This is a genomic window from Actinokineospora fastidiosa (assembly GCF_014648415.1).
GTDB classification, from domain to species: Bacteria; Actinomycetota; Actinomycetes; order Mycobacteriales; family Pseudonocardiaceae; genus Actinokineospora; species Actinokineospora fastidiosa.
Window position 1 is genome coordinate 144801 of the sequence record NZ_BMRB01000005.1, and the last position, 14346, is coordinate 159146.

A 14346-nucleotide genomic window follows, 5' to 3' on the forward strand; every position below is an offset into this window, starting at 1 on the left:
GTTGGGCTGCCCGTCCGAGGCGGGGCGGGACGACACCGCCTCGGACGGGCTCGTTCGCGTGGAGCGCTCACCTTCTGGGAGCGCTCCCAGCACAGGGTAACCACGACAAAACCGGCCTGTAAACCCCCGACTGCCCAGTGCATAGCCGCGACTGTCACACACCGAAGCGGCACGACTACCCGAAAGACTGCCGAAACACCACGTTTCCGCCGGTAGCACCCCCGTGAACGACGTAACCCCAGCCGCCGAGCCCGAAACGTTACGTTGCACCTCCTTGACATGCGTTTGTGGCCCCGAGCACACTGCTCCCACCCAGCTGGGAGCGCTCCCAGGAAGACTCGCACTGGTGACCCAGAGACGGCCACCGGCGCCAACCCATAGGGGTAGCTGTGCGTCAACTGTTCCGGAGGGCACTGGCCCTCAGTGCCGCGGTAACGCTCTCAGGCGGCGTGCTGGCCGCCTGCGGCTCCAGCGACGACACCGGAGGAAACGGCTCCGACGGCGGTCCCATCGAGCTGACCATCGGCACCTTCACCGAGTTCGGCTACGAGGACCTGCTGGAGGAGTACCAGCGGCTGAACCCGAACATCAAGATCAAGCACAACAAGACCGGCCAGGGCGGTCCGTACCACCAGCAGCTGTTCACCAAGCTCGGCGCGGGCTCCGGCCTCGAGGACGTCGTCGCGATCGAGGAGGGCCACCTCTCCGACGTCATGGCCAAGGCCAGCCTGTTCAACAACCTGCTCGAGATCGGCCCCAAGGACGTCACCGCCGACCGCTGGCTGGACTGGAAGTCGCAGCAGGCGACCACCAAGGACGGCAAGCTCATCGGCTACGGCACCGACATCGGCCCGCTGGCCATGTGCTACCGCAAGGACCTGTTCGAGGCGGCGGGCCTGCCCAGCGACCCCGAGGGCGTCAAGCCGCTGTTCGAGACCTGGGACTCCTACTTCGCCGCTGGCGACCAGTTCATCGCCAAGAGCGACGCCGCCTGGTACGACGCGAACGCCCAGATCTTCAACGCGATGCACAACCAGCTGCCGGTCGGCTTCTTCGACACCAGCGACCAGCTGGTGATCGAGACCAACGCCGACATCAAGGCCAACTGGGACAAGGTGACCGCCGCGAGCGGCCGCGGCCAGTCCGCTGGCCTGGTCGCCTTCAGCAACGAGTGGAACTCCGGCTTCAAGTCCGGCGCGTTCGCCACCAAGACCTGCCCGTCCTGGATGCTCGGCGTGATCAAGAACCAGGCCGGTCCGGAGAACAAGGGCAAGTGGGCCGTGACCGACGCCTTCCCCGGCGGCGGCGGCAACTGGGGCGGCTCGTTCCTCGCGGTCCCGACGCAGAGCAAGCACCCGCAGGAGGCCGCGAAGCTCGCCGCCTGGCTGACCGCGCCCGAGCAGCAGATCAAGGCGTTCGGCAAGACCGGCAACTTCCCCAGCCAGAAGGCCGCGCAGACCGCGCCGGAGCTGCTGGAGAAGACCGACGACTACTTCGGCGTCAAGGCGGGCGAGCTGTTCGCCAAGCAGGCGGCCAAGGTCGGCCAGGCGCAGTACAAGGGCCCCGGTGACGGCCGCATCCAGGAGAACGTGACCAGCCCTGCCCTGCAGTCGGTCGAGCAGGGCACCTCGCCCGCCGACGCGTGGGCGCAGGTGGTCGACGGCGCGACGAAGATCGCGAAGTAGCGCATGGCAACCGATCTGCAGGAGAGCCCGGCCCGCGCCCCCCGGCGCGGGCCGGGCTCCCCGGCGCGTCCGGGCATGCGCGACAAGCTCGCGCGGTGGGACGTCAAGCTCTCGCCCTACCTGTACGTTGCGCCGTTCTTCATCGTCTTCGGCATCGTCGGCCTGTTCCCGCTGCTCTACACCGGGTACGTCTCGCTGTTCGACTGGGAGCTCATCGAGGACAGCCCCGAGTTCATCGGGCTGGACAACTACGTCGACCTGATGGTCGACGAGCAGTTCTGGAAGGTGCTGGTCAACACCCTCAGCATCTTCCTGCTCTCCAGCATCCCGCAGATCATCATCGCGGTGCTGATCGCCTACCTGCTCAACACCCGGCTGCGCGCGCCCACGACGTGGCGCATCAGCGTGCTGCTGCCGTACGTGGCCTCGCTGGTCGCGCTGGGCATCATCTTCGCCAACCTGTTCGGGCCGCAGTTCGGCCTGGTCAACTCCATCCTGGAGACCTTCGGCATCGATCGGATCGACTGGCAGGCCGACCGGTTCTCCAGCCACGTGGCCATCGCGGTCATGGTGAACTGGCGCTGGACCGGCTACAACGCGCTGATCGTCCTCGCCGCGATGCAGGCCATCCCCCGCGACCTCTACGAGGCCGCGGTCGTCGACGGCGCGTCCTCGCTGCGCCGGTTCGTCAGCATCACGCTCCCGCTGCTGCGCCCGACGCTGATCTTCGTGGTCATCACCTCGACCATCGGCGGCCTGCAGATCTTCACCGAGCCCAAGCTGTTCTCCGAGATGCCCGGCTCGAACAACGGCGGCGCGACCAACCAGTACCAGACGGTGACGCTCTACATGTACCAGTCGGCCTTCGAGCAGCAGGACTTCGGCTACGCCTCGGCGATCGCCTGGGTGCTGTTCGTGATCATCATCGTGATCGCGCTGATCAACTTCCTGCTGACCCGCAGGCTGGCCGGAACGGGGTCCGGACGATGACCATGACCGGATCGCGCCCGACCGCCCTGCCCACCAAGGCGTTGCGGCGCAGCGCGCGCAACGAGAACCGGTCCTCCGGCGGGCGGGCCGGGTTCTGGACCTACGGGATGCTGCTGGCCTTCGTGGCGGGCTCGGTGTTCCCGTTCTACTGGCAGTTCCTGGTCGCCTCGCGCGACTCGTCGATGCTCACCGACAAGATCCCGCCGCTGCTGCCGGGCGGGAACTTCTTCGACAACGCCGCCCGGGTGTTCGACTCGGTGCCGTTCTGGAAGTCGCTGGGCAACAGCCTGATCGTGGCGGGCACGGTCACGTTCACGACGGTGCTGTTCTCCACGCTCGCCGGGTTCGCCTTCGCCAAGCTGCGCTTCCGCGGCCGCAACGGGCTGTTCCTGTTCGTCGTGGCGACGCTGGCGGTGCCGACCCAGCTGGGCATCATCCCGCTCTACATGGCGATGTCGGAGTTCGGCTGGACCGGCGAGCTGCAGGCGGTGATCGTGCCGAACCTGGTGACCGCCATCGGCGTCTTCTGGATGCGCCAGTACACCGTGGAGGCGGTGCCGTACGAGCTGATCGAGGCCGCCCGGGTGGACGGCTGCTCGATGCTGCGCACGTTCTGGCACGTCTGCCTGCCCGCGGTGCGGCCCGCGGCGGCGTTCCTCGGCATGTTCACGTTCATGACGTCGTGGAACGACTTCCTGTGGCCGCTGGTCGTGCTCAACGCCGACAACCCCACCGTCCAGCTGGCCCTGGAGCGCCTGCAGTCGGGCTACTACATCGACTACTCGCTGGTGCTCGCGGGGACGACGCTGGCGACCGTTCCCGTTCTCATCGTCTTCGTCCTGCTCGGCCGCCAGATCGTGGCGGGCATCATGCAGGGCGCCGTTAAGGGGTGACCTTGTCCGTCCAGACTGCGTTCGACGAGGGCGGCACGACCGCTGAGACCCGGCGGTTCCCACCCGGATTCCTGTGGGGCGCGGCCACCGCCGCCTACCAGGTCGAGGGCTCCACCACGGCGGACGGCCGCACACCGTCCATCTGGGACACCTTCAGCGCCACCCCGGGCCGGGTGGCGGGCGGGGACACCGGTGAGCCAGCGGCCGACCACTACCGGCGCATGCCGCAGGACGTCGCGCTGATGCGCGAGCTGGGGCTGGGCGCCTACCGGTTCTCGCTGTCCTGGCCGCGCGTGCGGCCCGACGGCGGCCCGGAGAACCCGGCGGGCCTCGACTTCTACGACCGGCTGGTGGACGAGCTGCTGGCGGCGGGGATCACCCCGGTCGCCACGCTCTACCACTGGGACCTGCCGCAGAAGCTGGAGGACCTGGGCGGCTGGACGGCGCGCGGCACCGCCCACCGCTTCGCCGACTACGCCGAGTCGGCCGCCCGCAGGCTCGGCGACCGCGTGCCGGTGTGGAGCACGCTGAACGAGCCGTGGTGCTCGGCGTTCCTCGGCTACGGCACCGGCGTGCACGCGCCGGGCCGCACCAGCGGCCGGGACGCGCTCGCCGCGGCGCACCACCTGCTGCTCGCCCACGGGCTGGGCATGCAGGCGCTGCGCGCGCACGCGCCGTCGGCGGCGTCGGGCATCACGGTCAACCTGTACCCGGTGTTCGCCGCCGACCCGGAGTCCGCCGCCGACCAGGACGCCGCCCGCCGGATCGACGGGCTGCAGAACCGGCTGTTCCTCGACCCGGTGCTGCGCGGCCGGTACCCCGAGGACGTGCTGGCCGACGTCGCCGAGTACGGGATGGCCGAGCACATCCAGGACGGCGACCTGGCGGTGATCAGCGCGCCGGTGGACTTCGTCGGGGTGAACTTCTACCGCGACTGGTGCGTCTCCGCTGTCGACACCGGCGACTTCGACCCCGGCTGGCCGGGCAGCGAGCGGGTGACGTTCCGCTCGCGCGGGCTGCCGGTGACGGCGTCGGGGTGGGAGGTGCGCGCGGCCGGGCTCACCGAGTGCCTGGTGGAGGCCGACCGCAGGTATCCGGGCATGGCCTGGTACGTCAACGAGAACGGCGCCGCCTACGACGACACCCTGGTCGACGGCACGGTGGACGACGCCGAACGCCTGGCGTACCTGCGCGACCACGTCGTCGCCGCGCACGCGGCGATCGAGGCGGGCGTGGACCTGCGCGGGTACTTCTACTGGTCCTTCCTGGACAACTTCGAGTGGGCGCATGGCTACGCGCACCGGTTCGGCCTGGTGCACGTCGACTACGCGACCCAGGCCAGAACGCCGAAGAGCAGCGCGCGCTGGTATTCGCGCCTGGCCCGGGCCAACGCGGTCCCAGAGCGATGAGCGAGGCGATCGACCGCGCCCCGGTGACCCTGGAGGAAGTGGCCAGGGCCGCCGGGGTGTCCCGGTCCACGGTGTCGCGGGTCATCAACGACCTGCCGGGGGTGAGCAAGCGGGCCAGGGAGGCGGTGGCCGAGGCGATCACGTCGCTGCGGTACGTGCCCAACCAGGCCGCGCGCAACCTGGTGACGCGACGAACGGACTCCATCGCGGTGGTGGTCTCCGAGAAGGGCGACCAGGTCTTCGGCGACCCGTTCTTCGCGGGCGTGCTGCGGGGCGTCTCGGCCGGGCTCGGGACGAGCCACAAGCAGCTCGTCCTGCTGATGAGCCAGGGCGACGCGGACCGGGACACGCTGGAGAACTACCTGTGCAGCGGGCACGTCGACGGCGCGATCGTCGTCAGCCTGCACGGCAACGACCTGCTGCCCCGGCGGCTGGTCGACGCCGGGCTGCCGGTGGTGCTGGTGGGACGGCCGCTCGCGGGCGGGTCCGTGCCCTACGTCGACTCCGACAACCTGACCGGCGGGCTGGTCGCGGCCCGGCACCTGCTCTCGCTCGGCCGCTCGCGGATCGGGACGATCGCGGGCCCGGACGACATGGCGGTGGGCATCGACCGGCTGATCGGCTGGCGGCGCGCGCTCGGGGACGCCAAGCGCCCCACGGACGCGGTCGTGCACAGCCGGTTCTCCATCGACGCGGGCGCGCGGGCGATGGAGGAACTGCTGGAGCGCCACCCCGATGTGGACGCGGTGTTCGCCGCGGCCGACATCATCGCGGTGGGGGCCATGCAGTTCCTGCAGAGCCGGGGCGTGCGCGTGCCGGAGGACATCGCCATCGTCGGCTTCGACGACTCGGTGCTGGCGACGATGGCGTCACCGCCGCTGACGACCGTGCGCCAGCCGGTCGAGGAGCTGGGGCGGACGACGACGTGGCGGCTGCTGGCCCAGCTGGCCGGGGAGCGCCACCTGCCGCCGTCGATCCTGCTGCCGACCGAGCTGATCCTGCGCTCGTCAGCCTGACCAGGCGTTGACCAGGCCCGCGTACTGCTCCGAGCGCCGGGCCAGGTCGGCGTGCGCGCCGAGCAGCGTGTGCCTGCCGTCGAGCAGGAGCACCCGCGAGGCGCGCTCTGCGGAGGACATGCGGTGGGCGATGACGACGAGGATGCCGCCGCGGTCGGCGATGGCCCGCTCCGCGGCGGCCTCCTGCCGGGCGGTCAGGTGCGAGGTGGCCTCGTCGAGGACCACGATCGGCGCGTCCGTGGCGTGGACGCGGGCGAGGGCGATCAGCTGGCGGTCGGCGGGGTCGAGCGCGCTGGCGTCGGCGTCGAGCTCGAGGTGGGCAGCGCCGACCTCGCGCGCGGCCTGGGCCAGGCGGTCGTCGGGGGCGTCGGGGTTGAGGAGGGCGATGTTCTCTCGGACGGTGCCCGCGAAGACGTAGGCCTCCTGCGGGGTGAACGCGATGAGGGCGGGGTCTATGCGGTCGACCGGGACGCCGCCGATCTCGACCGTGCCGTGCTGGACGGGGAGGAGCCCGGTGAGCAGCGCGGCCAGCGTGGACTTGCCGATGCCGGACGGGCCGACGACGCAGAGGTGGTCGCCGGGGCGCAGGTCGATGTCGAAGTCCGCGAGCACGGGCTCGGCGTGCTCACCCCAGCGGTGGGTGAGCCCGCGGACGGTGATCTCCGTGGTCTCGGGCCGTTCGGTGCCGGGTTCGTGGTCGTCGGTCGAGGCGGCCTCGGCGAGCCTGCGCAGGGCGACGATCAGGCGGAGGATCACGGTGCTGGTGGTGGCGGCGAGGCCGTTGAGCGCGGGGTAGAGCGAGCCGGTGAGGTAGACGAGGACGCCGAGCAGGGCCGCACCGCTCATGGTCGGCGGGGCCGTGGCCAGCACCAGGACGACCGGGAGGAACGCCCCGACCCCGACGACGGCGACCCGCAGCGCGGAAGCACTCGCCAACCGGGTAGCCGCCCTCGCTTGCGCGCGGGCGGCCTCTCTCACGGTCGACTCGGCGGTGTCGTAGGCAGCGCAGGCGGCGATGTCCGGCAGCCCGGCCAGTGCCTCCCCGGCGACCTTGGCGGTGGCCTCGTCGGCCAGCGTCAACTCCCGCTGCCCCTTTGCCAAGGCAGGCAACAACACCACGAACGCCCCCGCGGCCCCGGCCACCGGCAGCGCCACCGCCCACACCACATCCCCCGCGACAACCGCGACTCCCAGGACCGCCGCCACCGCCGTGACGACCATCCCCCGAGCCTGCACCAACATCCCGGCCGTGGCGTCCCGCACGATCTCGACATGCTGGGAAATCCGCGCCACCGCCGACGCATCCGGCGCGACCCGATGCCCCGTCCGATCCCGCAGCACCCCCCGAACGACAACCCCCACCAACGCGTCCCGCACGGGCTCGACGACCGCCCCCAACCGACTCCACACCAACCGCGCCCCCAAGGCCCCCACCACGGCCACGCCGCCGAACGCCCCCAGCCAGGTGATGCCCTCAAGCGGCCTGCCCACCGCGAACCCTCGATCGATGGCGGCCTGGACGAGGGCGCCGGAGAGGAAGGCGGGGAGGCCTTCGAGGATGGAGCAGGCCACGAGCACCAACCAGCCCCGCCACTGCGCCCCTAGTACCCGCCAGTACTCGGCGGCGGCCCCGCCCTTCACCGCACACCACCCAAAGCCGTCCCCTGCGCGAGGGCCACGGGCTTCAGCACGCAACCCTGCAAAGCCATCCCCCGCCGCTCCCGCGCGATGACCCCGACCCCCGCTATGCAACCTTGCAGAGCCGTCCCCCATCGCTTTCGTTCGGCCCCCACCTCCACCACGCAACCCTGCAATGTCGTCTCCCGCCGCCTTCGTCCGACGGCCCCCGCCCTCGCCACGCAACCCTGGAAAGCCGCCCCCCGCCGCTTCCGTCCGACGGCCCCGGCCCTCGCCACGCAACCCTGCAAAGCCGGCCCCCACCCCATGCACACGACGGCCTCCGCCGTCATCACACAACCACCCAAATCCGGGCCCCACCACATCCGCCCGACCCTCACCACGCAACCCTGCGAAGCCGTCCTCCGTCCCATCCGCGCGACGGCTCCGGCCCTCACCAGACAAACCCCTGAAACCGTTCCCCTCCCCATCCCACCCGGGGCCGTGGCCATGCTTGACCACGCCCTCTCCGCACGGGAACTGACCGCCCGAGGCGTCGACCGCTGCATCCGAGTCGCCTGGGTCCTCGCCGATCTAGCCGAAGCCCCCGACGCCGACCAGGTAGCCGCCGCCCTCCACTTCCGTGACCGCCTAACCCTCCACGCGACGGCTCCGGCCCTCGCCACACAAACCCCCGAAGCTGGCCTCCACCCCATCCGCGGTCGGTAAGCCGGGCAAACGTTTGCCCCGGCAGCACTCTGCCCCGATCGCAGCGGTTGCCAGGGGGCTGTGGTCGGCTTGGCGGGTCCGGCGCAAGCGCCTACCGCGCTGGGGCGTCGCGGGAGCGTGGTTCGGGCGGCGGGGTTCGGGGTGGGGTTGGTCATGGGAGTCACCGCCGCTCCGCGGGGTCGGGAATGGGAGGTTTGTGTACTACCTATCCACATACCCGGTCTGGTCGTGGTCATCACGTGAAGACCTCTCGGTACTCCGGGTTCGACCAGAGGGTGGCGTGGGGGGCGAGCGCGCGGGCCTTGCCGTCCGCCAGCCACAGGACCAGGTCGGCTCGGCTGGCCGTGCCTGCGCGGGTGGTGACCGTGATGCGGGTGGCGGTCGGGAGGAGGGCGGCTATCGCCTCGTCCACTTCGGACTCGGTGACCGTGTCCAGGGCCGCGGTCGCCTCGTCCAGGACCAGGAGGCGGGGGTGGGCGGTGATGGCCCTGGCCAGGCCGACGCGTTGGGCCTCGCCGCCGGAGAGGGGGGTGTCGGCCATCGGGGTGGCGTAGCCGGAGGGCAGGCGGTCGATGAGGTGGGCGATGCGGGCGGCTTCGCAGGCGGCGCGGACGTCGGTGGGCTGGGGGACGCCGTAGGCGACCGCGTCGGTGACGGTCGCGCCGAGCAGGACCGGGCGGGCGAAGGCGACTCCCACGGCGTTCCGACGATCGCGCAGGTCGGCGATGGGGGCGCCGTCGAGAAGGACGGTGCCCGCGTCGGGGGTGATGCCCGCGAGGACGGCGGCGAGGTCGCGGGCGCCGGGGCCGACGACGGCCACCGACGTGCCGCCGGGGATGGTCAGGTCCACTGAGGACAGCTCGCCGTGGGATACGTCCTTGAGCGTGACCGTCCCCGGCCCGTCGGGCAGGGGCAGTTCGGGGGTGGGCGGCAGTGGCGTGTCCACCACCTCGGCGATACGCGCGGCGCACGCGCGCGAGCGGGCCAGGCCGGTCAGCGCCGACACCTGGCCGACGACGCCCATCCCCAGCGTCGCGTATCCGAGGACGGCGAGGACGTCGCCGATGGCGAGCCTGCCCGCCATCAGACCGAACCCGGCCGCGACCAGCACCGCGACCTGCACCGCGGGCCGGAGGAGGCCACCGCGCCAGACCATCCGGGCCTGACCGCGCCAGATCGCGGCGCCCGCCTTGGACAACGACGGAAGTGGCCGCAGCACGCGCTCGGCCTCCTGGTCGGCCACGCCCGCGGCGGCGATCGTGCGGATTCCGCGCACCGCGTCCAACAGGCGGGCACCCAACTCGCCGGTGACCGACTGGTACGCCGCGACATCCGCGGCCGTGATCCGCAGATGCGACCGGGCGATCATCAGCGCCAACGGCAGCGCGACAAGGAAGACGACGGCCACCCGCCAGTCCACGACCGCCAGCAACACAACGGCCCCGACCGACACCAACGCCCCGGAGACGAGCTGCACCGCAAGCGCCGTCACCTGCGCCGCGCCCGCGCAATCACTGGTCAACCTGCCGATCGCATCCCCATCGGCGAACCGCCCGGGCCCCAACCGGATGAGGTGCGCGGCGACGTCCCCCCGCAACCGCGCCCCGGTCCGCGCCGTGACGCGGGCGGACACCAGCAGCCCCAGCACCTCCGCGACCAACACCCCCACCCCCGCCACCGCGACGGCCACCACACCCCCACCGTTCACCGCGTCCGCCAGAGCCGCGGGCAACACCAAGGCCGCCACCGTCCCCCCGAGTGCGACCACGACCAGCACCGCGGCCGCCCCCCGCTCCACGACACCAAGCAGGACCCGATCCCCAGCCCCGGCGCCACCGGCCACCCGAACCTCCATTAGGTCAGATGATGAGAACATATGAGGACATCATCCAGATGATCAGAACATCCGACCGACCGGCAGGCCCAGATGGCAAGGCCATCCCAGACCGCCGCCCACCTGAACGGCGGGATCATTCAGATGGTCAGATCATCCAGTGGAACATCCAGATGGTCCGAACATCCGGATGATCTGACCATCTGGATGGTGCGGTCATTCAGATGGTCTGGTCATCCAGATGGTGTCGTCATCCGGATGATCCCGACATCTCGGCCGTGGAGGGCGTTGGGATGGTGGGGGCATCTGGGTGGGGTGCACATTCGGATGGTCTGATCATCTGGGTGATGTCGTCATGTGGGGGCGTCACTCGGCGACTCGGGGTGTCCCAGTCATTGGAAGCTCGGGGCGCTGGCGACACAATGGGAAGCGGGAGCGGCGCACCAGTCCTGCGCCGCTCCCGCGTTCACCCTGTGACTAGTGGCAGGTCAGCAGGCTGATGGTGCTGTTCGCGCAGGACGCGATCAGGCTGAGGTTGGACGCGCCGCCGCCGTGGCTCGGGTCGCCGTAGGCCAGCTCGTTGGGGGCGTCCAGGTTCTGCAGCTCGAGGACCATGTCCATGGTGACTACTCCCTTTCCGTTTCCTACCGCCGGCCCGGTATGGGGCCGGAGTCTGTGGGGCCGTTCCCGAGGAACGGCAGGACGCGGCCGTGTCCGTCGTGGACGGCGGCCAGGGCGAGCAGCACGCCCGCGCCCCCGGTCGCCACGTCCATCGACAGTCGCAGCAGCTGGTTGCCCGGCATGGCGATCCCGCCGCCGTACGGCACCGCGTGCCACGCCAGGGCCGACAGGTGGGTCTCGATCGCGGCCGCGCGCTCGGGCGTCGGCGAGCGGCGCTGGGCCGCGGCCAAAGCGGACAGCAGTCCGCACCGCCCGTACAGCAGCCCGGGGTGGATCACGAACTCGCCGTGGCAGCCGCGCAGCAGATCGTCCTGGCGCTCCAGGCAGGCGGCGCCGGGCCGCCGTCGCGCCAGTTCCTCGATCACCAGCGCCACACCGGCGCTGCCGACCGCCACATAGGGCAGCGTGCGAGCGCCCCCGTCGCGGACCTGGAGCGCGCCGTCGTCGGTGAGCACGCATTCGTCGAGATCGCGCGCCACCGCGCGTTCGGCGAGGTCGAGCCACGCCGGGTCGGCGGTCTCGTCGTACAGGCGGGTGAACAGCAGCGCGGGACCGGACCAGCCGGACAGGATGCCCGCGCGGCCCACCTCGTCCGGCGGCGCGGCGACGGCCAGCGCGTCGGCGAGGCGTTCGCCGGTGGCGACGGCGGCCTTGAGGTGTTCGCGGTCGGCGGCGAAGTGCAGCCGGGTGAGCCCGATGCCCGCCAGGCCGCCGCCGTAGCCGTGGTCGCGGGTCTGCTCCACGAGCGTGGCCGCGCCGTCGATCAGGTCGAGCGCCGCCTGCCGGTGGCCGAGGGTGTCCAGCGCGAACGCGATGCCGTACGCGCCGTCGAGCAGGCCGGGCCGCGTGGGCGGCGTCCGCCGGACTGCTTCGAGCAGCCACTCCTCGTGCTCGGGATGACGCCCCTGCCCCGTCGCGTGCAGGGCGTACAGCACGCCCGCCGCGCCGTGGGACAGGCCCGTGCCGCCGAGCCGGAACTGCTCGATGTCGCCGGGGAACAGCCGGTCCTCGCGCTCGGGCGTGGCGCTGGCCAGGATCGCCGTGCCCAGGTCCGCCCGCACCCGCGCCCAGTCCGGCGTCGGCTCGTCCAGCGCGGTCGTCAGCGACGGTCCCGGTTTGAGCACGGCCCGGATCGACTCGACGTACCCGTCGGGCAGGGGGAAGCGGCGCTCGATGAAGTCCAGCAGCGCGCCGAGCTTTCCCGGCGCCAGCTCCAGCATCGCGTTGAGGGGCAGGAACACCCACAGCTTGAGCGCGGCCAAGGCGTAGCGGTCGATGTCGACGCCCGCCCGGTCGGCCGGGGCGCGGAAGCCGGGCGCACCCAGCGCGGGCCGCTCGCCGCTGTCGGCGGGGAACGCCATCTCGTAGTCGATCAGCGAGACGGTGTCGTCCTCGTCGACCAGGATGTTCAGCGAGTGCAGGTCGCCGAACACCACGCCGCGCCCGTGCACCTGGTCCAGCAGCCGCTCGACGGCGGCGACGATCGCGCACACCCGCTCGGTGAACGCGGCGACGGCGGCGTCGTCGGGATCGTGTCGGGTCAGCGGGTAGTTGCGGGCCAGCCACGGGCCGAGCGCGAGCCCCTCCATCGGCTCCATGGCCAGGAAGCTGTGCTCCCACACCGTGGTCAGCTCATACGCCCTGGGCACGCCCGCGATCCCGTCGAGGCGCCGCAGGATGTCGTACTCGCGCTCCAGCCGGGCCACCGCGTCCACGCCGTCGCGGTCCAGGCCCGCGTGCGGCCGGGCCTCCTTCACCACGACGGCGCGGTCGTCGGCCTTGCGGGTCGCCCGGTAGACGCCGCCGCCGTTGGAGAAGTGCAGCGACGAGGACACCCGGTACGGGAACTGGTCGGGGTCGCCAGCCCGGCGCGCCGCGAGGTGCGGGGCGAGACAGGCAGGCAACTCGACCCACGGCGGCACCCGGAAGGTCGGCGTGCGTTCGTCCGGGACCAGCTCGCCGTCCGGCCCGCGCAGGGCGAGGACCCGCGCGCCGTCGGACTCCACCCAGCGCTCGACGAATCCGCCGTAGCGCACATAGAGCGGGCCGTCGCCGTACCGGAGGTCGCTGAGAATGTAGGGGCCCGCGAATCCGGCCAGCCGGGGCGCCAAACCAACGAGAAGCTCGGCCAGTTGGTTATCGTCGGCCGGGTAGACCGTCACCAACTTGCCACTGGCCGACCGCGGCGCGTATTTGGCGTTGCGGGCCAGCAGAATGCTCCGCCCGCGCAAATGCTTGAACGCGACACGCGCACCGAAGCAATGATCCGCCACGATGGCGAGCACCTTTTCGGCGTTGTCGAGCGTGGCCGAGACGTGGATCTTCCAGCCCTGGTCCGGGGTGCGCGCTCCGTCCGGTCGCAGCACCCGCCACGTGCCCATATCGGCGCTCGCCCAGCCCGTGGCAGGCGTCGGCGCCAGGGCGGCGAAACCGGCGTCGGAATCCGCGGCGACCCGCTGTTCGTCGAAGAACAGGGGATCGGCGAAGCAGAACGCCTCGTACCGCAGATCCATCGTCATCCTTCCTAACACGGAATTCACCGAGTCGGCGGCTCGCGATTCCGCTCACGGCGGTCGGCATTCATTCCCGCATGCCCGGCCGCGTCCGGCCAATCCGCCGAACCGGCGTTGTCCCGCGTCCGATCAGGCGTCCGCGTGACGCGATTACCACCAGGTAACCGATGCGTTGCGTAGTCGAACTGATCCCCGGAACCACCCGTATGCCGCGTATCCCCGGCCGCACCTCGAAGGATTCAGAACTGTGGGTCACTCAGCTTTGCCGTTGGTGACGGATTCGCCCGAATCCGCCACAGCCTGTGATGGCCTGGACCAGGGTGTGGCCTGCGGGGGTCCACGTGGCACCATCTGGCGGACGCGGGTGGCGCCGGAAGGAGATGCCATGCACGACCGGACCGAACAGGTCGACGACCTCCATCTGGTGGCTCTGCCCAGCGCCGTGGGATGCGCGGAGATGTTCGTGCGGTTCTCGCTGACCGAATGGTCCCTGCGCGACCTGCGCGACCTGGCCGCCGAGACCGTCCGCGCGCTGACCAAGGCCGTGGTGTCCGCAGCGGACCCGGCCAACCCCGGCATGATGACCGCCCGCGCCCGGCTCTCCGGCGGCGACCTGGTGATCGAGATCGAGCCGCCGCACGCGGTCGCCGCGCCGCCCGTCCCCGCGGGCGCCCGCGCGGGCGTGCTCGACATCGGCGGCGGCCGGACGATGCTGTGGGCGGCGATCGCGCTGCCGTCGGGCATGTCCGCATCGGCCGTCCCGCTCCCCCGCCGCCAGCGCAGGCCGTCGTCGCAGACCGTGCGCGGCAACCCGCCGGACGAGCCGATCGGCGCCGACGCCGAGACCATGCAGCGCATCCTGTTCGGGCTGAGCGGACGACGCGAGCGCGACCAGCGGTGACACCGGCCGCACGGCCAGGCCCCGTCGGCTTAAGCTGATCGTGCGCGGACGTACCAGGGACCCGTCCGCGCGATCGGA

The 14346-nt window shown here is 71.5% G+C and carries 11 protein-coding genes; 7 read left to right on the plus strand and 4 right to left on the minus strand.

The annotated features are described in order from the left end of the window. The first annotated feature begins 449 nt into the window (after positions 1 to 449). From IEY98_RS25095 to IEY98_RS25115, 5 genes are all read left to right on the plus strand, one after another. A complete protein-coding gene (locus IEY98_RS25095; RefSeq protein WP_229787403.1) occupies positions 450 to 1685 on the plus strand; it encodes an ABC transporter substrate-binding protein in 1236 nt (411 codons plus the stop codon). 75 nt (positions 1686 to 1760) lie between these two features. Further along, complete coding sequence (locus IEY98_RS25100) at positions 1761 to 2675, plus strand: carbohydrate ABC transporter permease (protein WP_229787489.1); 915 nt, start codon at positions 1761 to 1763, stop codon at positions 2673 to 2675. A 107-nt stretch (positions 2676 to 2782) separates the two neighbouring features. Continuing rightward, on the plus strand, positions 2783 to 3568 hold the full coding sequence (locus tag IEY98_RS25105; RefSeq protein WP_229787491.1) for a carbohydrate ABC transporter permease: 786 nt from the start codon (positions 2783 to 2785) through the stop codon (positions 3566 to 3568). 2 nt (positions 3569 to 3570) lie between these two features. Continuing rightward, positions 3571 to 4977 (plus strand): GH1 family beta-glucosidase, encoded by a 1407-nt coding sequence (locus tag IEY98_RS25110; RefSeq protein ID WP_189213094.1) that lies wholly within the window; start codon positions 3571 to 3573, stop codon positions 4975 to 4977. Beyond that, positions 4974 to 5993, plus strand: a complete 1020-nt coding sequence (locus tag IEY98_RS25115; RefSeq protein WP_189213095.1) for a LacI family DNA-binding transcriptional regulator — start codon at positions 4974 to 4976, stop codon at positions 5991 to 5993. Before IEY98_RS25110 ends, IEY98_RS25115 begins: the two co-directional genes overlap by 4 nt. Here IEY98_RS25115 and IEY98_RS25120 read toward each other — a convergent pair. Then, positions 5985 to 7634, minus strand: coding sequence for an ATP-binding cassette domain-containing protein (locus IEY98_RS25120; protein ID WP_229787405.1), 1650 nt, complete (start codon positions 7632 to 7634; stop codon positions 5985 to 5987). The two genes, IEY98_RS25115 and IEY98_RS25120, sit on opposite strands and share 9 nt — an antisense overlap. A gap of 303 nt (positions 7635 to 7937) precedes the next feature. Between IEY98_RS25120 and IEY98_RS33450 the strand changes: the two genes are divergently transcribed. Continuing rightward, positions 7938 to 8339, plus strand: a complete 402-nt coding sequence (locus IEY98_RS33450; protein WP_373292454.1) for a magnesium chelatase subunit ChlI family protein — start codon at positions 7938 to 7940, stop codon at positions 8337 to 8339. A 235-nt stretch (positions 8340 to 8574) separates the two neighbouring features. On the opposite strand, the gene IEY98_RS25130 is transcribed toward IEY98_RS33450, so the two are convergent. The 3 genes from IEY98_RS25130 to lanKC all read right to left on the minus strand — a co-directional run bounded on the left by IEY98_RS25130 (position 8575) and on the right by lanKC (position 13367). Beyond that, positions 8575 to 10137, minus strand: a complete 1563-nt coding sequence (locus IEY98_RS25130) for an ABC transporter transmembrane domain-containing protein (RefSeq protein ID WP_308425926.1) — start codon at positions 10135 to 10137, stop codon at positions 8575 to 8577. A 513-nt stretch (positions 10138 to 10650) separates the two neighbouring features. Then, positions 10651 to 10794: a SapB/AmfS family lanthipeptide gene (locus IEY98_RS25135; protein ID WP_189213099.1), complete on the minus strand. Its 144-nt coding sequence runs from the start codon at positions 10792 to 10794 to the stop codon at positions 10651 to 10653. 23 nt (positions 10795 to 10817) lie between these two features. Continuing rightward, positions 10818 to 13367: a class III lanthionine synthetase LanKC gene (lanKC, locus tag IEY98_RS25140; RefSeq protein WP_189213100.1), complete on the minus strand. Its 2550-nt coding sequence runs from the start codon at positions 13365 to 13367 to the stop codon at positions 10818 to 10820. A 385-nt stretch (positions 13368 to 13752) separates the two neighbouring features. Between lanKC and IEY98_RS25145 the strand changes: the two genes are divergently transcribed. Next, a complete protein-coding gene (locus IEY98_RS25145) occupies positions 13753 to 14268 on the plus strand; it encodes an ATP-binding protein (RefSeq protein WP_189213101.1) in 516 nt (171 codons plus the stop codon). Positions 14269 to 14346 lie beyond the last annotated feature (78 nt).